Below are 20249 nucleotides of genomic sequence, written 5' to 3' on the forward strand. Positions count from 1 at the left end.
GCGCCCATCCCCAACCGCGCGCCCTTCTCCGCCTGGCGTCCACTGGCCAGACTGGAAGTGGAACTGGTGGCGGCGGTCGGCGCAGGTTACTCGGGCAACCTGATGCTCAGCATGAAAGACGGCCGCTTCCTGCTCTCGATAAAAGCAGGACTGATCGTCGGCGCAGGCATCAAGGGCTACATGACCTTCGAAGTCGGCTACGAAAGCGTCATCGCCCTCGCCGAACTGGTCCGCAAGGAAATGGCCGCCAACCGCTACAAGGATCTGGAATGGGTCGACGGCGAGGCGCTGGCCTACCTGCGGGACCTAAGCTTTCTAGGCGCAACCGGTATCGATGTGGCATTCGCCTACATACGTGGGTATTCGATGGTCAAGGCCGTTTATGACGCATTGAACGACGGTGGGCGTGGGGGATTGATTGCTTATGCGTTGATGGAGGACAAGAACTATCACGTCATGAACGACTGGGTCGTTAACTTGCAACCTCAAGCGTTTGGGCCATTGTTGTTGGCGTTGAGTAGTCCTCCAAAAGCATTCTCTGTTGCAGCGACAGAAGGGAAAAAGGATCAAGACTTCGAAGTGGACGATGCTCATTTCCTACAGCAAAAAGCTATAGAACGGTGCATCGGTTGGATATCTCAGAAACCCGATGCTGCACAGCAGTTTGAAGAAGCACTTATCTGCATGAATCGGGATGGCGTGCGCCCGGAGCAAGCCGGCTATCAGTACTGCAGGAACAGACTACACCTTGATTTATTCATGAGCGAAAGAGTCAAGGCTCTTTTTGGTGACAGCGACAGAGTAAGAGAACAATACAGAGTGTCTGTCTATAAGCTCGGGGGCAGGCTCGACAACTTTTGCCAGCACCGGATGCTGTACAGGGGGTCACCCGTCCCCTCGACGCGTCAGTTCAAAACAGAGTACAAAGGACCCTACCTTGATTAAGCCGATAATTACCAGCCTCTTACTGTTGACGCTTTTTTCAGGCAATGCGTTTGCCCAACTGACTTCTGAAGAACAGCAAGCGAGGGACAAAGGGATTGTGCTTTACAAACAAAGCGACTGGTACGATTCACAACCGTTGCTAGAAATTGCCGCGAAGGCGGGAGATCGAACGGCGCAATATTATCTTGCGGAAGCTATTCGGCTGAGTAAGCGTTATACCACTGCGGAAGCAAAAAAGTGGTACGAAGCTGCCGCAGAACAAGGTGACCTTTACGCCATGCTGCGTCTAGGGGACAGTGATGACTTATGCGGAGTCATCGGTACCTGTGAAGGGAAGTCTGCCGAACAGTGGAGAAAAAAAGCATTAAAAACTGCTTATGAGCGGGCTAATGATGTCGATACAGAAGCCATGATCGTGCTTTATACAATGGGCGAAGGTTTGAAATGGCTAGAGCGATCCGCTGAACTCGGTAACAGCGACGCACAGCATTTTCTAGCCATAGTTTATAAAGACGGTGGCGGTTGGTTCATCATCCCCGGGAATCGCGAAAAAGCGGTCGAACGGTGGGCTAAAGCTTCGGCTGAGGCAGGTTACGTCCCCGCAATGGAATTCTACGCAAACTTTCTTTACGACCATCAGCGCTCGAACCAAGAGATCGCTTACTGGTTCAAGAAGACCGCAGAGGCCGGACATCTTGCAGCCCTTGGAAGCTACGCCATGAATCTTGCTCATCTACCAGAGGGTTTTGGATACCCGCTGAACTTGGTCGAAGCCTATGGCATTACCTATCTAATTACTCAGCTGACAGGAGGAGGCGGGGCACCTGTATACGCCCGGCGAAACCTCCCTGAAATAGCTGCAAAAATGACACCCGAGGAAATCCAGCAAGGCATCGCATTTTCAAAGGAATGGGAAAAAACCCATCCACCCTTGTCCTACTATCCCCCGGTCTACGGCTACTAAGAGCAGGTGATGACAACAGCAGCCTCGGCATCCTGGAGTTCGGCAAGCTCTGGCTCTGGCTCACGCTCAGCGCCAAGGCTTGGGGTTTTGCCGGGGCCAGCCTGATGCTCTCGCGAAGTCTGACGCTCTACCAGACCAGCGGTCATACCCTTCTCGTCTGCGTTCAGCATCGGGAAGGTTGGTCCGGAGGAGCGGAAGTCAGAAGGTGCAGGGTATCTGAGGGCCGTTTAATGACCTGCGGCTAATCGCGGCTGCTTCTGATATTGGCAAGTTTTCCGTCCACGAACCTGAGGTATTGATACAGGCCATTTCTTGGCCCATAGACCCAATCTTCGATAGTTGCGGACTTATAAGGTGTTTTCCCGTTAGCGCCAACGACAGGTTCAATGGCCTGTCGACTGCTGGGATCGCCGCATTTACGCAGGACTTCCGCTATCAACTCCCCTCCGCTGACAATTCCGCTTTTGCATCTCATTGAGGCGTGTACCTCAGGTGCACAAAGAATGAGTGCCGCCAGCAAAAGCCTGAAAGGTCTGACCATGTCTGTCGCTCCAATAAGCTTGAGTGTGCGTCGAATTTGACCATCACTTCGCGGGCTGTGTGGCACAAACAGATATCCAGATAACTGCCGCCCTGCTGCCGAGCGTAAGCACGCCAGTCGCTTGCGTAGGTGGCTAACCCCACACCAGACAAGCGGAAATACAGCAGTCTTCACACAACCCTTATAACCGATCGTTCTAAAACTCTCACAATCCCTGCCGGTCAGTCTTTGGGTAGCCGGACTTCCCGTCTACGTTCCCCAACGGAAAACCGGTAAGGATTATATGTGCGGATTAGCTGGTGAATTACGTTTTGACAACCAACCTGCGGACCTCGCAGCAGTAGAACGCATTACCCATCATTTGGCCCCTCGTGGTCCGGATGCGTGGGGGTTTCATAGCCAAGGGCCGATTGCCCTTGGTCATCGTCGTCTGAAAATCATGGACCTGTCGGACGGCTCGGCGCAGCCGATGATCGACAGTCATCTGGGCCTGTCACTGGCCTTCAATGGCGCGATCTATAACTTCCCGGAATTGCGCGCCGAGCTTGAAGCCCTCGGCTATCAGTTCCACTCCGGTGGCGATACCGAAGTATTGCTCAAAGGCTATCACGCCTGGGGCGCCGACATGCTGCCCAAGCTCAACGGCATGTTTGCGTTTGCGATCTGGGAGCGCGACAACAAGCGCCTGTTCATTGCCCGCGACCGTTTGGGTGTTAAACCGCTGTACCTGTCGCGCACCGACAAGCGTCTGCGTTTCGCTTCGGCATTGCCCGCACTGCTCAAAGGCGGTGACATCAGCTCGATGCTGGATCCGGTGGCGCTGAACCATTACCTGAATTTTCATGCCGTGGTGCCGGCGCCGCGTACTCTGCTGGCAGGCGTCGACAAAATTCCTCCGGCCACCTGGATGCGTGTCGATGCCGATGGCAAGGTCGAGCAGAAAACCTGGTGGACCCTGCCCTACGGCCCTCATGCCGATGAAGCGAACCTGACGCTGGAAGACTGGCGCGACCGCGTGCTCGACAGCACCCGTGAAGCCGTGGCCATTCGTCAACGTGCGGCGGTGGACGTTGGTGTGCTTCTTTCCGGTGGCGTCGACTCGAGCATGCTGGTCGGTCTGTTGCGCGAAGTCGGGGTGAAGGACCTCTCGACTTTCTCGATCGGGTTTCAGGATGCGGGCGGCGAGCGTGGTGACGAGTTCCAGTATTCGGACCTGATCGCCAAGCACTACGGGACGAATCATCACCAACTGCGCATTAAAGAAAGCGAGATCCTCGAGCAGTTGCCCGCGGCATTCCGCGCCATGAGTGAACCGATGGTCAGCCACGACTGCATCGCCTTTTACCTGTTGTCCCGTGAAGTCGCCAAGCACTGCAAGGTAGTACAGAGCGGCCAGGGCGCCGACGAGCTGTTCGCTGGCTATCACTGGTACCCGCAGGTCGATGGCGCGAGCGATCCATATACCGCGTACCGCAATGCATTCTTCGACCGCAGCTATGAGGAATACGCCGACACCGTTGCCCCGCAATGGCTGACCGCCAATGACGCCGCTGGCGATTTCGTGCGCGAACACTTCGCCATGCCGGGCGCCGACGCGGCGGTGGATAAAGCCCTGCGTCTGGACAGCACCGTGATGCTGGTGGACGACCCGGTCAAGCGTGTGGACAACATGACCATGGCCTGGGGCCTGGAAGCCCGTACGCCGTTCCTCGACTATCGCTTGGTCGAGCTGTCGGCGCGAGTCCCTGCCCGCTTCAAACTGCCGGACGGCGGCAAGCAGGTGCTCAAAGAGGCGGCGCGTCTGGTGATTCCTTCCGAGGTCATTGACCGTAAGAAGGGATATTTTCCGGTGCCGGGCCTCAAGCACCTTGAGGGTGACACGCTGAACTGGGTGCGCGACCTGTTGCTCGACCCGAGCCAGGACCGCGGTCTGTTCAACCCGACCATGCTCGACAAGCTGTTGACCGATCCCGATGGTCAATTGACGCCGCTGCGTGGTTCGAAGCTGTGGCAACTCGCGGCCCTGAATCTGTGGCTCAGCGAACAAGGACTCTGAACCGATGAAAGCCAACGCTTCGATCTACAACCAGCGTCTGTTGCGCGGTCAGGCACCTTCCTATGAACGCCTGCAAGCGCGCTTTGCCGAGGACGGCAGCACGGCCGAAGCAGCTCCGCTGGCGCTGCATTGTGGCTGGGGACGGCTGCTGATCGGTCACACGTACCCCGATCCTGCGGCACTGGCCCATGAGTTACTGAACGAAAAGCCCGGCGAGCGCGACATCGCGCTCTACGTGGCCGCGCCGCAGCAAGTGCTGGCGCAGTCGCCGCAGCAGTTGTTTCTCGACCCGTCGGACACGTTGCGTTTGTGGTTCAGCGACTACCGCCCTTCACAACGGGTGTTTCGCGGATTTCGCATTCGCCGTGCACAGAGTCAGGATGACTGGACCGCGATCAACAATCTGTACATCGCCCGAGGCATGTTGCCTATCGACCCGACACTGCTCACGCCGCGTCATCAGGGCGGTCCGGTGTACTGGATCGCCGAAGACGAAACCACGGGCGCGGTCATTGGCAGCGTGATGGGCCTGAACCATCAGAAGGCCTTCAATGACCCTGAAAATGGCAGCAGCCTGTGGTGCCTGGCGGTGGATCCGCAATGCACACGACCGGGTGTGGGTGAAGTGCTGGTTCGGCACCTGATCGAACATTTTCAGAGTCGGGGCCTCGCCTATCTGGACCTGTCGGTGCTGCACGACAACCAGCAGGCAAAAAACCTCTACGGCAAGCTCGGCTTTCGCAACCTGCCGACTTTCGCGATCAAGCGCAAAAACGGTATCAACGAGAAACTGTTTCTTGGACCTGGCCCGCAGGCGGATTTCAATCCGTACGCGCGGATCATCGTCGAAGAAGCTCACCGTCGCGGTATCGATGTGCAGGTGGACGACGCGGAAGCAGGTCTGTTCACCCTGATCCATGGCGGACGACGCATTCGCTGCCGGGAATCGCTGAGCGATCTGACCACGGCCGTCAGCATGACGTTGTGTCAGGACAAACGCCTGACGAACAAAGTGCTGAAAGCTGCGGGGCTGGAGTTGCCCGTGCAGCAACTCGCGGGCAATGCCGATGACAACCTGGCGTTCCTCGACGAGCACGAACGGGTCGTGGTCAAGCCGGTTGACGGTGAACAGGGCCAAGGCGTCGCGGTCGACCTGCGGACCATCGAAGACGTCCAGGCCGCCGTCGAACGCGCTCGCCAGTTTGACAGCCGCGTGCTGCTGGAAAGCTTTCATGAAGGGCTGGACCTGCGCATCGTCGTCATCGGTTTCGAGGTGGTGGCGGCGGCGATTCGACGCCCTGCGGAAATCATGGGCGACGGCCGTCACACCATCGCTCAATTGATTGAAGCGCAGAGTCGGCGTCGTGCTTCGGCCACGGGCGGCGAAAGCAAGATCCCGGTGGACGAGGAAACCCGTCGCACCGTAGAGGATGCCGGTTTTACCTTCGACAGCGTGCTGCCCGCAGACCAGCGTCTGGCGGTGCGCCGCACGGCCAATCTGCACACCGGTGGATGCCTGGAAGACGTGACAGCGATCCTGCATCCGGTGTTGAAAGACGCTGCCATTCGGGCGGCCCGTGCCCTCGACATTCCGGTGGTCGGTCTGGACCTGATGGTCCCGGCAGCCGACCAGCCGGAATACGTGTTCATCGAAGCCAACGAACGCTGCGGCCTCGCCAATCACGAGCCTCAACCGACGGCTGAGCGCTTCGTTGACCTTTTGTTTCCCCACAGCCTGCCCGTGCACGGCTGAAAATCGGCGCGCTCCCCTGCTTTTGCAGGAGCGCGCTTGCCCGCGATTGCGTAGCGCCAGTCAACATCTTCGGCGCTGACACACCGATATCGCGGGCAAGCGCGCTCCTACAAGGGACCCGCACACACTCAGGAGCCTCTCCATGACCACTGCACAAAAAATCCTCGAACCGGATCTGAATTACCTGCAGAAAGTCCTGCTGGAAATGCTCGCAATTCCAAGTCCCACCGGCTTCACCGACACCATCGTGCGCTATGTCGCCGAGCGTCTGGAAGAGCTGGGCATTCCCTTTGAATTAACGCGGCGCGGGACCATTCGCGCCACCTTGAAAGGCAAGCAGAACAGCCCCGACCGCGCCGTCTCCGCTCACCTGGACACCATCGGTGCCAGCGTGCGCGAAGTGAAGGACAACGGCCGCCTGGGCCTGGCGCCGGTGGGCTGCTGGTCGAGCCGTTTTGCCGAAGGCAGCCGGGTCAGCGTGTTCACCGACGCGGGCGTGATTCGTGGCAGCGTGCTGCCGCTAATGGCCTCGGGGCACGCGTTCAACACCGCCGTCGACACGATGCCGATCAGTTGGGACCACATCGAGCTGCGCCTGGACGCCTACTGCGCCACCCGCGCCGACTGTGAATCGCTGGGAATCAACGTCGGCGATTTCGTCGCCTTCGATCCGCTGCCCGAGTTCACCGAAAGCGGCCACATCAGCGCGCGGCACCTGGACGACAAGGCAGGCGTCGCGGCCCTGCTCGCCGCGCTCAAGGCCATCGTCGACAGCGGCGCCGAGCCCTTGATCGATTGCCACCCGCTGTTCACGATCACCGAGGAAACCGGCAGTGGCGCGGCGGGCAGCCTGCCGTGGGACGTCAGTGAGTTCGTCGGGATTGACATCGCTCCCGTCGCCCCCGGCCAACACTCCAGCGAACACGCGGTCAGCGTGGCGATGCAGGATTCCGGCGGTCCGTACGACTATCACCTGTCCCGGCACTTGCTGCGTCTGGGTCAGGAAAAGGAACTCTCGGTGCGCCGCGACTTGTTCCGCTATTACTACAGCGACGCGCACTCGGCGATCACCGCAGGCTATGACACGCGCACCGCGTTGCTGGCGTTCGGCTGCGACGCGACCCACGGTTACGAGCGCACGCACATTGACAGCCTCAGTACGCTGAGCCGCCTGCTTTCGGCGTACATCATGAGCCCGCCAGTGTTCGCCAGCGATGCGCATCCTTCGAACGCGTCGCTGGAGAATTTCAGCCATCAGCTGGAGCACGACGCGCAAATGGAAACCGACACCCGGGTGCCGTCGGTGGATACGCTGGTGGGGCAGCGTTAACGGTCTTTTGGCATTCGCATTTTCTGTGCTGATCGTTCTCGCGCTCTGCGTGGGACGATCGGACAGTTAACGTGCAGACATCATCGGCAGCGTCGGAAAAGTTAACTGCCGCTGTAGCCGCCCGACCTGGTCCGCGCTAGCATCCCGCCATCTCCCCTCTTCGCCCTGACCGAGAACCCCATGCTGATCCCCTACGACCAACTCGAAGCCGACACCCTGACGCGTTTGATCGAGGATTTCGTGACGCGTGACGGGACCGACAATGGCGACGAAACGCCGCTGGAAACCCGCGTCCTGCGGGTCCGGCATGCGCTCGGTAAAGGTCAGGCGGTGATTTTCTTTGATCTGGACAGTCAGCAATGTCAGCTGATGCTCAAGCATGACGTGCCGAAAGAATATTTCGACGAGTAACGAAGGTTGCCGCAAGCATGAATTGGCTCGGTCGACGACGCGTCTACCTGCCTGACGGTTGCGCCGCTGTCTGCTGCAGACGCGCAAGGATGCGCTTGTAGACTTCCGCGCGATGGATCTTTATGTGTTGCGGAGCGTCGATGCCCAAACGTACCTGATTGCCGGTGATGCCCAAAATCTGCACGGTGATGTCATCGCCAATGGATAAGATCTCTCCGATTTCTCGCGTTAATACCAGCATTTTTCCTACTCCCTTGGTTGTAACCGTGAGAGCAGGTTGCCGCGCAGGTCGGAGCGCTTCAATGCACCTGAAGAAAATCAGACGAGCCCTTCAACCTTGAACGGCGTTTGCTGACAGACACATCCTACATATCGTCAGAACCGGCGACAGCCGTCGGAAAAAACGACCGGGCAACGTCGTCTTTTTACCTCCATTCTTCAGCTAGCCGCCCACCGTGGGCCCAGCAGAATAAGGGTTGCGCCAACGACGCAGAACGCCACACCGATCCAGTCGGACGTCAACGGACGCACGCGCTCGATGACACTCAACCAGACGACAGACGTGATGATGTAGATCCCGCCATACGCGGCATACGCACGTCCTGCATAAGCCGCCTCGACACGGGTCAGCAGCAGCGCGAACAGCGACAGACTGACCAGTGCCGGAATCACCCAGAGCGCGCTTTTGCCCTGGCGCAACCACATCCAGAAGCCGTAGCAGCCAGCGATTTCGAACACCGCAGCCAGAAAGAACCAGAGGTAATTGAGCACGGTGCAAACTCTTCAAAGGTGGCCAGAAAGATACAGCGCACCCTATCAGAAAACGCTTCGGCTCACGCTTTGCCGGATTTCGCCTTGGCGCGCATCTTGTCCGCCATGCTGGCCATTTCGTCGTACAGCATTTGCGGATTTTTTTGCTTGAGTTGCCAAGCCATGCGCCCTTGCTCATGAGGCAGGATCATGAATTCGCCTTTGCCGACCTGATCGAAAATGTAATCGGCGATATCGCTCGCGGTAATCGGCGAACTTTCCAGCAGCTTGCCGACCTGAGCCTTCATCGCCGGCGTCGGCCCCCGGAATGAGTCCAGCAGGTTGGTCTGGAAGAACGAAGGACACACCACGTGAACCCCGATCTCTTGCTGACGCAGCTCAACCAGCAGACTTTCCGACAACGCCACGACACCGGCTTTGGCGACGTTGTAATTACTCATCGCCGGGCCTTGCATCAACGCCGCCATGGAGGCGATGTTGATGATCTTGCCCTTGCCCTTGCTCTGCTCCAGCAGCGGCAGAAACGCCTTACAGCCTTTGACCACACCCATAAGGTTGATCGCGATCTGCCAGTCCCAGTCCTCTAGCGACAACTCACCGAAGAAACCGCCGGACGCGACACCCGCGTTGTTGACGATGATGTCGATACCACCGAACTTTTGTTCGCAGGCCTGAGCGAAAGCCGTCAGCTGGCTGTAGTCCCGCACATCGCAACGCTGAACGAAACCGTCCGCACCCGCTTCACGCACCCGCCTCAGGGTTTCCTGAAGACCGGCGTCGCTGACGTCCGATAGCGCCAGGTGCCAGCCTTCGCGCGCCCAGCGCAGTGCGATTTCACGCCCCAGACCGGAACCCGCGCCAGTGATCATGATGCGATTTTGCATAGCGTTGCCTTGTCGATTGCAAAGAGGTGAGCTGAGTGTAAACAGACAAATTGTCTGACAATGCCTTCATTAGCTCGCTGAATGTTCGAGGCAAACCGGCACCTCAGCCCACGCTGCGTCGGTGCCGCCAACGCTGGATCACAATCAGGTATGCCGTCAGATTGACCACGACCACCAACGTCCCGAGCACGATCTGGATCTGCGGTGTGAGCCCGGCGGGATAAATCAGCGGAATCAGATAGTGCCCGATGAAATCCCCTTCGTAACCCGCGATGCCCGCCTTGAGACGCAGGTGGTTTTCAAGCGGGGTCAGTGGGCAATACAGGTGCAGAAACTCCACGGCCAGGCCCCAGGCCACCGCCGGCAAGTGAAGCAGGATCCATCCGCGCCAACGCAGTGCCAGAAGTGCGCCCGACAGAACGAACACAATAAATAAAAGATGGAAGACCACCACGGCATCCGCCATAAGGGCATAAAACATTAGCTTGCTTCCTGTTGACCTCGTCGAAATAACTTTTCCGGACCGGGGTGCGGGGCTTTAGTTCCGCATTCATTGCGTGCAGTCCACACATCCACTGCCACTAACTAAGGACACATTTGTGCGCTAAAAATCGACATAACCCATTGTTTTATAAGCATTTTATAAAATTATTATTTTTTATTTCTCTCAATCCGAACCTTTTGATCAGGGCCATAGTCGGATTAATCAAGCGGTGCAACTTTTTGCCAAGTTGGCCAGAAGCTTGAACGGCATAGCCACTTTCCAAGTACACAAGAAGGAACTCGTCATGGGCATCGGCACTATTCTTATCATCATCCTGATTCTCCTGTTGATCGGCGGTTTGCCAGTCTTCCCGCACTCCAGAAGTTGGGGTTATGGGCCATCGGGCATTATCGGCACAATTTTGGTGATTCTGTTGATTCTGGTGTTGCTCGGCAGGATATGACTCCGGGCAGCATCTGAAGAACCCCGCGCTCGCCGCGGGGTTTTTTATGGGGCCTGATTTTGCTTGTTTGATCGTTCCCACGCTCCGCGTGGTAATGCAGCGGCTGACGCTCTGCGTCAACGCGGACGCAGAGCGTGGGAACGATCCAAACACACCACGCCCAAGCAAATCCTAAGTCCAAATCCTAAAAACAAAAACGCCCCGAACCAGTCGGGGCGTTTAAGCACCACACCACTACCTCAAATCAATGAGACACCGCACCACTCGCCCCAAGCCCCGTCTGCGAACGCACAAACTGCGGGAAGAACAACGCACGCTCACCTTCCGCGGCTTTCGACTTGTCCGTCACCGAGAAGAACCAGATGCCGACAAACGCAATGGCGATCGAGAACAGCGCCGGGTACTCGTACGGGAAGATCGCCTTCTCGTGATGCAGGATCTGCACCCAGATGGTCGGGCCGAGAATCATCAGCACCACCGCGCTGACCAGCCCCATCCAGCCACCGATCATCGCACCACGGGTGGTCAGGTTCTTCCAGTACATCGAAAGCAACAGCACAGGGAAGTTGCAGCTCGCCGCAATGGAGAACGCCAGGCCCACCATGAACGCAATGTTCTGGCTTTCGAACGCAATCCCCAGACCGATCGCCACGACCGCCAGGGCGATGGTGGTGATTTTCGATACGCGGATTTCATCCTTCTCGTTGGCCTTGCCGCCTTTGATCACGCTGGCATACAGGTCATGAGACACCGCCGAGGCACCCGCCAGAGTCAGACCGGCAACCACCGCCAGAATCGTGGCGAACGCCACCGCAGAGATGAAACCAAGGAACAGACTGCCACCGACTGCGTCGGCCAGGTGAACCGCGGCCATGTTGTTACCACCCAACAGCGCGCCCGCCGCATCCTTGAACATCGGGTTGGTGCTGACCAGCAGGATTGCGCCGAAGCCGATGATGAAAGTCAGGATGTAGAAGTAGCCGATGAAGCCGGTTGCATACAGCACCGATTTACGGGCTTCCTTCGCGTCACTCACCGTGAAGAAGCGCATAAGGATGTGCGGCAGACCAGCGGTACCGAACATCAGCGCCAGACCCAGCGAAAAGGCCGAGATCGGGTCTTTCACCAGACCGCCCGGGCTCATGATCGCTTCACCTTTCGGGTGGACCTTCACGGCTTCGGAGAACAGCACGTTGAAGTCGAAGTTGACGTGTTTCATGACCATCAGCGCCATGAACGACGCACCGGACAACAGCATCACCGCTTTAATGATCTGTACCCAAGTCGTCGCCAGCATGCCGCCGAACAGTACATACAGGCACATCAGGATCCCGACGAGCACCACGGCAACCGAGTAATCCAGACCGAACAGCAACTGGATCAGCTTGCCTGCACCGACCATCTGGGCAATCAGGTAAAACGCCACCACCACCAGCGAGCCGCAGGCGGACAGGGTGCGGATTTCCTTCTGCTTCAGGCGGTAGGACGCCACGTCAGCAAAGGTGTATTTGCCCAGGTTACGCAGGCGTTCGGCGATCAGGAACAGAATGATCGGCCAGCCCACCAGGAAGCCGATCGAGTAGATCAGGCCATCGTAGCCAGAGGTGTAAACCAGCGCGGAAATACCCAGGAAGGACGCCGCCGACATGTAGTCGCCCGCGATCGCCAGGCCATTCTGAAAGCCTGTGATCTTGCCGCCCGCCGAGTAGTAATCGGCTGCCGTTTTGTTCTTTTTCGACGCCCAGTAAGTGATACACAACGTAAACGCTACGAAGACCACGAACATGATGATTGCCGAGATGTTCAGCGGCTGTTTCTGTACAGCGCCGGTCAACGCATCGGCCGCCCACAGGGTCGGTGCGAATGCAGACAGGCCAAGTGTCGCAACCAGAGGGCGGATCATTGCTGTGCCTCCTTCAGGATCGCGTTGTTCAGGTCATCGAACTCACCGTTGGCACGGCGAACATAGATGGCTGTCAGCACGAACGCAGAGACAATCAGGCCGACGCCGATTGGCATTCCCCAGGTGATGGATGATGTGGCGCTGAGTTTGGCGCCCAGAATCTGAGGCCCGTACGCAATCAAAAGGATGAATGCGGCATAGAGCCCGAGCATGATCGCCGAGAGAATCCAGGCGAATCGTTCCCTTTTCGAGACCAGCTCCTTGAAACGGGCGCTGTTCTGAATCGAGAGGTAAATGCTGTCGTTCATTGTTTTTGTCCTCGCAGCACAAATGGATGTCACGTATTCCACTTTAGTCCGCTCTGAGGCGCACTCCAGACGACCTTAGTATTAGAACGACATTAAGCGATGTGCGCTGACTTGCACTTTCTGGAGGCGCAGAAAAAGAAGAGGCATGTTTGGCGTAAGAGGCGTAGCGATTTGTCAGCACAGCGGCCGCTCGCACAGTGCACCGCCTGACGCTCACGCATCAGACGGTTGTTCAAGACAGTGACGCGCTGGTGACGGCCTGTTTATTCGCTCAGCGATTTGTACATCGCGACATGGCGCACGGTGAACCCGGCCAGCCCCTCTCCCACGTCACCAAAATTGATGACACGGATTTCCCCACCTGCTGGAGCCTTGAACAGGATCTGCACAGGATCATAATGAGCGAAAAGCGGAGATTGGTAAGTCCCCAACAAAGGCCGTCTTTCGGCGCCATAAACTTCGAATCTTGCAATAGGCTCCGGGGCTTCATGACCCCGTTGGGCGCTCCAGATCACTTCGATCAGAACCGCTTTCCAGTCTTTATGGAATACGATTTCCGTCCCGGGTACGCCCATGAAAAACTGATGAACGCCCTTCAGTTTCGCCCCGGAAATCCTGTCGCTCTGAATCGAGGTATTCCAGCCGGGTTCATAGCGGTTTCGCACTGAAAAATGCTTGAGCTCCGGCATGTCCAGCATATCCCGGCCGCCCCACACCCCCGGATACTCCGGCAGGCTGGAAAAATCTTCCTCAGCATCCGGGGTGGCCAAGCTCAAACCATCCGACGTGTTGTCCGACGGTTCTACTGACATGGGGCGAACCTCGCTTGCATCGGAAAACTTCAAATCGACGTGGAATCGTTCTCTAACCGGAAAAACATCTTTGTGACCTTTCATATCGAAACTCCTTTTCTCAGTGACCTCATCCCTCTGAAGTGAAGCAGCCTTTGATCACGCGGCCCCCAACCCCTGCATCACGCTTCGCATCTGAAGTCATTAAATATCTTTAAAAAACAGCGAAGTACGTATTGGATATTCCTGATTGCAATAACGCCAATCGCGAATCCGTTTAAAAACGCTCACAAAAAAACCGCCTGGCAATCACTCACCAGGCGGTTTCCTGAACTTTAAATTTTTATGACAGCTTACTTACCGGTCCACTCTTTGACGCGATCAGGGTGTTTGGCCACCCAGTCCTTGGCGGCGGCTTCAGGCTTGGCGCCGTCCTGGATGGCGAGCATGACTTCGCCGATCTCATCCTTGCTGGCCCACTGGAACTTCTTCAGGAAGTCAGCCACGTCAGGCGCTTTCTTGGCCAGTTCGAGACTGCCGATGCTGTCGACCGTTTCAGCAGCACCGTAAACGCCTTTTGGATCTTCCAGGAACTTCAGTTTCCACTTGGCAAACATCCAGTGCGGTACCCAGCCTGTCACGGCAATGGATTCCTTCTTGTTCTCAGCGCGGGTCAGTTCGGCAATCATGCCGGCGCCGGAACTCGCTTGAAGTTTGTAGCCATCCAGGCCGTAATCCTTGATCGCCTGGTCGGTCTTGATCATCACGCCTGAACCGGCGTCGATGCCGACAATTTTCTTCTTGAAGGAGTCGTCGGTCTTCAGGTCCGCCACAGAGTTGGCTTTAACGTATTCGGGCACGATCAGACCGATTTTGGCGTCCTTGAAGTTCGGACCGTAGTCGGTGACCTTGTCCTTGTTCTTGGCCCAGTACTCACCGTGGGTCACAGGCAACCAGGCGGACAGCATCATGTCCAGCTTGCCGGTCGCCACGCCCTGCCACATGATCCCGGCAGCCACGGCCTGCAGCTTCACAGGGTAGCCCAGCTTTTCCTTGATGACCTCGGCAGCCACGTTCGTGGTGGCGACACTGTCAGACCAACCATCGACATAGCCGATGCTCAGCTCCGGTTTGTCAGCGGCAACGGCCAGCGTGGAACTGATGGCAAGGGCCAGAGCGGCACCCGCACCCAGGATATTTCGAATCTTCATCGTTACTTCCCCGGTAGTCCTGAACCCGACGGCGGTCGGGAATCGTTAAAGTTCTTATAAGGCCGCGACCTGCGCCCACGTTTGGCGCGTCGCGCACCTTTTACGCTTCAACCACTTGCCTGCGCAGCCGCACTCGCTGCGTTGACGAACCGATCATCAACCTGCACCGGCCTTGCCCCTTTCCTCTGGGCGACACTCAGGCACCGGGAAACGACATCACCGGGCCATCAACGACAAACAGGTCGTAAAAAGGGCGGCAGTCCGTCCGAAAATTGCATGGCTCGTTTAATAGCCTGTGTCGCACTCACGAGTAGGAGCTTGGCTTGTCCCGCGATCGGCTGAGAATAAGTCGTAAACCAGACGACTTGGGTGTGCCAGCGATGACCAACCCTTCAGATTTTACTGCCGGTTCCCGGCAGATCGCGGGACGAGCCACGCTCCTACAGATGTAATCGCGTTGGCTTGATAGACTGCGGCCCTCTGTCCCCTCTCGGCCCGATCATGCCCGCCACCTCCCGTTCGCCTGTCGCTCTCTACCTTTTCTCCTGTCTGATTGCTCTATTCGCCCTGTCCGGCTATTGGTATTGGCTCGGCAAACCGGTGGTTTTGCCGGACGCCGCAACCCCGACTCACAAGCTGCAATGCGCCTCCTACACGCCGTTCGACAAGGATCAATCGCCGTTCGATCAGCCCTTTACTTTGCGTCCGGCGCGCATGGATGCCGACCTTGCGCTGCTGGCGACACGCTTCGAGTGCATTCGGACCTACTCGATGACCGGCCTGGAGGCGATCCCTGAACTGGCGCGCAAACATGGGTTGAAAGTCATGCTGGGCGCTTGGGTGAACGCCAACCCCGTGGACACCGACAAGGAGGTCAAGGCGCTGATTGCGGCCGCCAACGCCTACCCGGATGTTGTCACCGCCGTGATCGTAGGTAACGAAACGCTGTTACGCAAAGAGGTGACAGGCGCGCAGTTGGTGAAACTGATTGATCGGGTCAAGGCCCAGGTCAAGCAGCCGGTGACCTACGCCGACGTCTGGGAGTACTGGCTGCAGTACCCGGAGGTTGCGCCCGCCGTGGACTTCCTGACTATTCATCTGCTGCCTTACTGGGAAGACGATCCGAAAGGGATCGATGACGCGCTGGCCCACGTGGCGCAGATCCGTCAGACCTTCGGCAGCCGGTTCGCCCCCAAGGACATTCTGATTGGCGAAACCGGCTGGCCCAGTGAAGGGCGTCAGCGAGAGACAGCGTTGCCGAGCCGGGTCAACGAAGCGAAGTTCATCCGTGGTTTTGTCGCGATGGCCGAACAGAATGGCTGGCATTACAACCTGATCGAAGCCTTTGATCAGCCCTGGAAACGGGAAGCCGAAGGCGCCGTCGGCGGTTACTGGGGGCTGTTCGACGCGGATCGCCAGGATAAAGGCGTATTGGCGGGCCCGGTGTCGAACCTGCCCTGGTGGCCGTTCTGGCTGGTGGTAAGCGGGGCGATCAGCGTGGCGACACTGGCACTGGCCGGTCCGGTAACGCACGCGCGCAGTGCCTTGATTCTGCCGCTGCTCGCGGTGTTCGGCGCGGCCTGCATCGGTACATGGGGCGAGCTGGCGCGGGTCACCAGCCGGTTTACAGGTGAATACCTGTGGGCGATTACGCTGATTGTGCTCAATCTGGTGGTACTGGCCCACGCGGCATTGACGCTGAGCGAACGAGCCGGCTGGCGGGGACGCGCGTTCATTTGGTTCGAATCCCGCGCCGCGTGGTGGCTGGGTGCGGCCGGGTTCGCCGGGGCGGTCATGATGCTGGCGATGGTGTTCGATCCGCGTTACCGCAGCTTCGCCACCGCGACCCTGTGGCTTCCTGCCTTCTTCTATCTGGCCAGGCCCGTGAGTGCGCCGCGTCGGGAAATCGCTTTGCTGGCGTTTATCGTGGGTCTGGGCATCGTCCCGCAACTGTTCCGCGAGGGCCTGAGCAATCCACAAGCGTGGGCGTGGGCGGTGGTCAGCGTGCTAATGGCACTGGCGCTGTGGCGCAGCGTTAAGGTATCGACGCCGTCGCGCAACCTGCAGACGGCGTCATTACCCGAAACAGAGCGCGCGCCAGGGTGAACGCAGGCGAAACACATTGTGTTACCGATGGCGGGATTCCAAAACAGAATACGGGTAACACGGAAACAGAATGGGGGTGAAAAATCGGTGCCGAGAATCAACAGACCAAACAAGCAATTGATTTATAAGGATTTTTAAAAACTGGCACGACACCTGCTATATCTTCTGCATAACAAGAACAAAATGTGAAAACCCAATAAAAATAAGATGAATCGGCTCTGACATAACAAGAACAACGGTACAGAGACGCAGCCAACAGATTTTTTTGGAGTAGAGGTGCTTTACCGAGGTCTTGGCCTCGCAGCCCGACAGAGAACAATAAAACTACCTTCAGGTAGCGTCCAGAACGGGTTGGATCTTCGCCACAAGCGAATCGGATCAAAGCAGATCAGCGCTCAAAAAAATACGTTTGCTCTTGTATCCCGGATGGGGATCACTGAAGAACGCTGTAAAGGGACAGGTCGCCAAAAACAACAACAGACCGCCCTAAAACAATAAAAAAAGAGCACGTGCAACGATTTAAGGGGGAGCCTCGGCTCCCCTTTATGCTGTCTGGCGGTTGGCTTTTTCAGGGGCGTACGTTTGTCGGCCGCACCAGTCGCAATCCAGCAATCACCACGGCGAACACCGCAAGACTTGCCGAATACAACACCAGCGCCAGCATCCCCAGCAGTAATCCACCGAGCGCCAGTGCCCAGCCAGACCGGCGCGGCACAAAAAATGCGATAACCGAGGCAACCAACGCGCCCCAGCCAAACACCCCGAAATGAATCATCAGGCCCAGGTTCGCACGCACCTGACATTGCCATCTCGCGGCGCCTTCGGAACACAGCCCGACCCACTGCACGTCTTCCATCAGTCCATAACGCAGCCCATACAAGGCAGCGAGCCACAGGGCCAGCACCACAAGCAGAACAACCAGCGGCAAACGACGCGACACGGAACACCCCAGTTCTGGAAAACGGCAGCCAGCATAGCCGCAGCCGCCTGTAGACAGAAACCGCTTCACATTAAAAGCACAACCGGACACGCCAGAAGTGCCAGAACGTGTATTGTCGCCTAGGGTCTTTACCGGGGTTACTTGCCAGCACGGCACTTTGGCACTACACCCGTGTCATAGCCTGCGTATCTCAACAGCACTTCTTTCCCAAGGGATTTAGTCATGCTTCGTTTTCTGCGCCTCGCCGCCTTCTCAGGCGGCTTGTTCTTGAGTGCGTCCGTGATGGCGGTCGACATCGATCCGTCCAGCTATGGCTTCCCACTGACCAACCCGTTCGAAGCGACCATTGCGACCACGCCGCCTGATCTGCGTGCCAAGGTGCCCGAGGACGCTGACATCGATCAGGACGACTACAGCCTGACCCTGCGCCCCGATCGCGAATTCACACTCCCCGACAACTTCTGGGCAGTGAAGAAACTGCACTACCGCCTGGCGAAACAGGACAAGCCTGCTCCGCTGATCTTCCTGATCGCCGGTACTGGCGCCCCGTACAACAGCACCCTCAACGAGTATCTGAAGCGGCTTTACTACGGAGCGGGCTACAACGTCGTACAGCTTTCGTCGCCCACCAGCTACGACTTCATGAGCGCTGCCTCACGCTTCGCCACACCCGGCGTTACCTCCGAAGACGCCGAAGACCTCTACCGCGTGATGCAGGCCGTGCGTGCCCAGCAGAGCAAACTGCAAGTCACCGAGTATTACCTCAGCGGCTACAGCCTCGGCGCACTGGACGCGGCCTTTGTCAGCAAACTCGATGAAACCCGCAGAAGCTTCAACTTCAAGAAGGTGCTGCTGATCAACCCGCCGGTGAACCTCTACACCTCCATCACCAACCTGGACAAACTGGTCCAGACCGAGGTCAAGGGCATCACCAACAGCACCACCTTTTATGAACTGGTGCTGCAAAAACTGACCCGCTACTTCCGCGACAAAGGCTACATCGACCTTAACGACGCATTGCTGTACGACTTCCAGCAGTCCAAGCAGCACCTGTCCAATGAGCAAATGGCGATGCTGATCGGCACCTCGTTCCGTTTCTCGGCCGCCGACATTGCGTTTACGTCGGACCTGATCAACCGCCGAGGCCTGATCACGCCGCCCAAGACGCCGATCAGTGAAGGCACCAGCCTGACGCCGTTCCTCAAGCGCGCGCTGCAGTGCGATTTCGACTGTTACGTGACCGAGCAGGTGATCCCGATGTGGCGTGCCCGCACGGATGGTGGCAGCCTGCTGCAACTGATCGATCAGGTCAGTCTGTACGCCCTGAAGGATTACCTGAGCACCAGCAAGAAAATTGCCGTGATGCACAACGCCGATGACCTGATCCTCGGCCCGGGCGACCTCGGATTTCTGCGCAAGACCTTTGGCGATCGCCTCACCGTTTATCCGTATGGCGGTCATTGCGGCAACATGAACTATCGCGTCAACAGCGACGCCATGCTGGAGTTTTTCCGTGGCTAAACGTCTATTGCTTATTGCCGCCCTGCTCTGTGCAGGCGCCGTTCATGCGGCCGATGCGCCGATCGTCTCCAAGGCCGCCCCCGTGCAGCGCCATGACAGCGACGACGGTTTCACCGAGCCATTGAAGTCCCTGAAATTCAACCCCGGGCTGGATGCGCAGGAGTTCGAGCGTTCCTCGCTCAACGCGCTCAACGTCTATGACCCACTGGAGTCGTGGAACCGTCGGGTGTACCACTTCAACTACCGGTTCGATGAGTGGATCTTTCTGCCCGTGGTCAACGGCTACAAATACATCACGCCCAGCTTTGTCCGCACCGGCGTCAGCAATTTCTTCAGCAACCTGGGCGACATCCCCAACCTGCTGAACAGCCTGCTGCAGTTCAAGGGCAAGCGGTCGATGTCCACGACAGGGCGTTTGATCATTAACACCACGATTGGCATCGCAGGCCTGTGGGATCCGGCGACCATGATGGGCCTGACCAAGCAGAGTGAAGACTTCGGTCAGACCCTGGGCTTCTATGGTGTGCCTGCCGGTCCATACTTCGTCCTGCCGATCCTTGGCCCGTCGAACTTCCGTGACACTGGTGGCCTGGTGTTCGACTTCACCGCCGAATCGCAGATCAACTTCCTGAACGTCGCGCAAGTCAGCGAGGACCATCCGGAGCTCTACCTGCTGCGCGCGATCGACCGCCGTTACACCACCAGCTTCCGTTATGGACAGATGGACTCGCCGTTCGAATACGAGAAGGTGCGATACGTGTACACCGAGGCGCGCAAGTTGCAGATTTCGGAGTAGGTAAATCAATGTCCATGTAGGAGCCGTCCGAGGTTACGAGGGCAGCGAATGCGGTGGTTCATTCACCATCG

General features: G+C 57.7%; 19 protein-coding genes and 1 pseudogene. 10 read left to right on the plus strand and 10 right to left on the minus strand.

The features are described 5' to 3' along the window. Both BMY73_RS28395 and BMY73_RS25835 read left to right on the plus strand, forming a co-directional pair. Positions 1-945, plus strand: a pseudogene (locus BMY73_RS28395) (hypothetical protein); the annotation flags it as partial. Next, the gene (locus BMY73_RS25835) at positions 938-1909 is read left to right on the plus strand and encodes a tetratricopeptide repeat protein (RefSeq protein ID WP_092410689.1); all 972 of its coding nucleotides are present in this window, start codon (positions 938-940) and stop codon (positions 1907-1909) included. The pseudogene BMY73_RS28395 and the gene BMY73_RS25835, both read left to right, overlap by 8 nt. A gap of 241 nt (positions 1910-2150) precedes the next feature. Here the strand turns inward: BMY73_RS25835 and BMY73_RS25840 are convergent, their stop codons facing one another. Then, on the minus strand, positions 2151-2450 hold the full coding sequence (locus tag BMY73_RS25840) for a DUF2845 domain-containing protein (protein ID WP_082060994.1): 300 nt from the start codon (positions 2448-2450) through the stop codon (positions 2151-2153). A gap of 283 nt (positions 2451-2733) precedes the next feature. Here BMY73_RS25840 and BMY73_RS25845 point away from each other — a divergent pair, with 283 nt between their 5' ends. The 4 genes from BMY73_RS25845 (at position 2734) to BMY73_RS25860 (ending at position 8000) form a co-directional block, all read left to right on the plus strand. Further along, entirely contained in the window at positions 2734-4506 is a 1773-nt protein-coding gene (locus BMY73_RS25845; RefSeq protein ID WP_092410691.1) for an N-acetylglutaminylglutamine amidotransferase, read from the plus strand. A gap of 4 nt (positions 4507-4510) precedes the next feature. Next, positions 4511-6259: an N-acetylglutaminylglutamine synthetase gene (gene ngg, locus BMY73_RS25850; RefSeq protein WP_092410693.1), complete on the plus strand. Its 1749-nt coding sequence runs from the start codon at positions 4511-4513 to the stop codon at positions 6257-6259. Positions 6260-6401: 142 nt separating this feature from the next. Next, the gene (locus BMY73_RS25855; protein WP_062390312.1) at positions 6402-7589 is read left to right on the plus strand and encodes an osmoprotectant NAGGN system M42 family peptidase; all 1188 of its coding nucleotides are present in this window, start codon (positions 6402-6404) and stop codon (positions 7587-7589) included. Between the two features lie 180 nt (positions 7590-7769). Further along, positions 7770-8000 (plus strand): YheU family protein, encoded by a 231-nt coding sequence (locus BMY73_RS25860; protein ID WP_092410695.1) that lies wholly within the window; start codon positions 7770-7772, stop codon positions 7998-8000. A 43-nt stretch (positions 8001-8043) separates the two neighbouring features. Here the strand turns inward: BMY73_RS25860 and csrA are convergent, their stop codons facing one another. The 4 genes from csrA to BMY73_RS25880 form a co-directional block, all read right to left on the minus strand. After that, on the minus strand, positions 8044-8241 hold the full coding sequence (gene csrA / locus BMY73_RS25865; protein WP_062390316.1) for a carbon storage regulator CsrA: 198 nt from the start codon (positions 8239-8241) through the stop codon (positions 8044-8046). A 197-nt stretch (positions 8242-8438) separates the two neighbouring features. Further along, on the minus strand, positions 8439-8771 hold the full coding sequence (locus tag BMY73_RS25870) for a YnfA family protein (RefSeq protein ID WP_092410697.1): 333 nt from the start codon (positions 8769-8771) through the stop codon (positions 8439-8441). A 62-nt stretch (positions 8772-8833) separates the two neighbouring features. Beyond that, the gene (locus tag BMY73_RS25875; RefSeq protein WP_092410699.1) at positions 8834-9655 is read right to left on the minus strand and encodes an SDR family oxidoreductase; all 822 of its coding nucleotides are present in this window, start codon (positions 9653-9655) and stop codon (positions 8834-8836) included. A gap of 103 nt (positions 9656-9758) precedes the next feature. Further along, positions 9759-10136, minus strand: a complete 378-nt coding sequence (locus BMY73_RS25880; protein ID WP_092410701.1) for a DUF2784 domain-containing protein — start codon at positions 10134-10136, stop codon at positions 9759-9761. A gap of 307 nt (positions 10137-10443) precedes the next feature. Here BMY73_RS25880 and BMY73_RS25885 point away from each other — a divergent pair, with 307 nt between their 5' ends. Beyond that, a complete protein-coding gene (locus tag BMY73_RS25885) occupies positions 10444-10602 on the plus strand; it encodes a DUF3309 family protein (RefSeq protein ID WP_092410703.1) in 159 nt (52 codons plus the stop codon). A 244-nt stretch (positions 10603-10846) separates the two neighbouring features. Here BMY73_RS25885 and BMY73_RS25890 read toward each other — a convergent pair whose 3' ends face one another. The 4 genes from BMY73_RS25890 to BMY73_RS25905 form a co-directional block, all read right to left on the minus strand. Then, a complete protein-coding gene (locus tag BMY73_RS25890) occupies positions 10847-12505 on the minus strand; it encodes a cation acetate symporter (protein WP_062390322.1) in 1659 nt (552 codons plus the stop codon). Continuing rightward, the gene (locus BMY73_RS25895; protein ID WP_062390323.1) at positions 12502-12813 is read right to left on the minus strand and encodes a DUF485 domain-containing protein; all 312 of its coding nucleotides are present in this window, start codon (positions 12811-12813) and stop codon (positions 12502-12504) included. The genes BMY73_RS25890 and BMY73_RS25895 overlap by 4 nt, the downstream gene beginning before the upstream one ends. 263 nt (positions 12814-13076) lie before the next feature. Then, entirely contained in the window at positions 13077-13709 is a 633-nt protein-coding gene (locus BMY73_RS25900) for a hypothetical protein (RefSeq protein WP_092410705.1), read from the minus strand. Positions 13710-13957: 248 nt separating this feature from the next. Continuing rightward, entirely contained in the window at positions 13958-14815 is an 858-nt protein-coding gene (locus tag BMY73_RS25905) for a glycine betaine ABC transporter substrate-binding protein (RefSeq protein ID WP_062390326.1), read from the minus strand. Positions 14816-15316: 501 nt separating this feature from the next. Between BMY73_RS25905 and BMY73_RS25910 the strand changes: the two genes are divergently transcribed. Then, entirely contained in the window at positions 15317-16921 is a 1605-nt protein-coding gene (locus BMY73_RS25910) for a glycoside hydrolase family 17 protein (RefSeq protein ID WP_092410707.1), read from the plus strand. Positions 16922-17489: 568 nt separating this feature from the next. Here the strand turns inward: BMY73_RS25910 and BMY73_RS25915 are convergent. Beyond that, positions 17490-17861 (minus strand): hypothetical protein, encoded by a 372-nt coding sequence (locus BMY73_RS25915; RefSeq protein ID WP_092410709.1) that lies wholly within the window; start codon positions 17859-17861, stop codon positions 17490-17492. A 222-nt stretch (positions 17862-18083) separates the two neighbouring features. Here BMY73_RS25915 and BMY73_RS25920 point away from each other — a divergent pair, with 222 nt between their 5' ends. Further along, positions 18084-19382, plus strand: coding sequence for a serine/threonine protein kinase (locus BMY73_RS25920; protein WP_062390332.1), 1299 nt, complete (start codon positions 18084-18086; stop codon positions 19380-19382). Then, a complete protein-coding gene (locus BMY73_RS25925; RefSeq protein ID WP_092410711.1) occupies positions 19375-20178 on the plus strand; it encodes an MlaA family lipoprotein in 804 nt (267 codons plus the stop codon). The genes BMY73_RS25920 and BMY73_RS25925 overlap by 8 nt, the downstream gene beginning before the upstream one ends. Positions 20179-20249 lie beyond the last annotated feature (71 nt).

Source organism: Pseudomonas sp. NFACC02, from assembly GCF_900110765.1.
GTDB lineage: Bacteria > Pseudomonadota > Gammaproteobacteria > Pseudomonadales > Pseudomonadaceae > Aquipseudomonas.

Coding starts and splice junctions, on each gene's coding strand:
- BMY73_RS25840 (WP_082060994.1), bottom strand. CDS start 2,450: ATGGTCAGACCTTTCAGGCTTTTGCTGGCGGCACTCATTCTTTGTGCA.
- BMY73_RS25845 (WP_092410691.1), top strand. CDS start 2,734: ATGTGCGGATTAGCTGGTGAATTACGTTTTGACAACCAACCTGCGGAC.
- ngg (WP_092410693.1), top strand. CDS start 4,511: ATGAAAGCCAACGCTTCGATCTACAACCAGCGTCTGTTGCGCGGTCAG.
- BMY73_RS25855 (WP_062390312.1), top strand. CDS start 6,402: ATGACCACTGCACAAAAAATCCTCGAACCGGATCTGAATTACCTGCAG.
- BMY73_RS25860 (WP_092410695.1), top strand. CDS start 7,770: ATGCTGATCCCCTACGACCAACTCGAAGCCGACACCCTGACGCGTTTG.
- csrA (WP_062390316.1), bottom strand. CDS start 8,241: ATGCTGGTATTAACGCGAGAAATCGGAGAGATCTTATCCATTGGCGAT.
- BMY73_RS25875 (WP_092410699.1), bottom strand. CDS start 9,655: ATGCAAAATCGCATCATGATCACTGGCGCGGGTTCCGGTCTGGGGCGT.
- BMY73_RS25880 (WP_092410701.1), bottom strand. CDS start 10,136: ATGTTTTATGCCCTTATGGCGGATGCCGTGGTGGTCTTCCATCTTTTA.
- BMY73_RS25885 (WP_092410703.1), top strand. CDS start 10,444: ATGGGCATCGGCACTATTCTTATCATCATCCTGATTCTCCTGTTGATC.
- BMY73_RS25890 (WP_062390322.1), bottom strand. CDS start 12,505: ATGATCCGCCCTCTGGTTGCGACACTTGGCCTGTCTGCATTCGCACCG.
- BMY73_RS25895 (WP_062390323.1), bottom strand. CDS start 12,813: ATGAACGACAGCATTTACCTCTCGATTCAGAACAGCGCCCGTTTCAAG.
- BMY73_RS25900 (WP_092410705.1), bottom strand. CDS start 13,709: ATGAAAGGTCACAAAGATGTTTTTCCGGTTAGAGAACGATTCCACGTC.
- BMY73_RS25905 (WP_062390326.1), bottom strand. CDS start 14,815: ATGAAGATTCGAAATATCCTGGGTGCGGGTGCCGCTCTGGCCCTTGCC.
- BMY73_RS25910 (WP_092410707.1), top strand. CDS start 15,317: ATGCCCGCCACCTCCCGTTCGCCTGTCGCTCTCTACCTTTTCTCCTGT.
- BMY73_RS25920 (WP_062390332.1), top strand. CDS start 18,084: ATGCTTCGTTTTCTGCGCCTCGCCGCCTTCTCAGGCGGCTTGTTCTTG.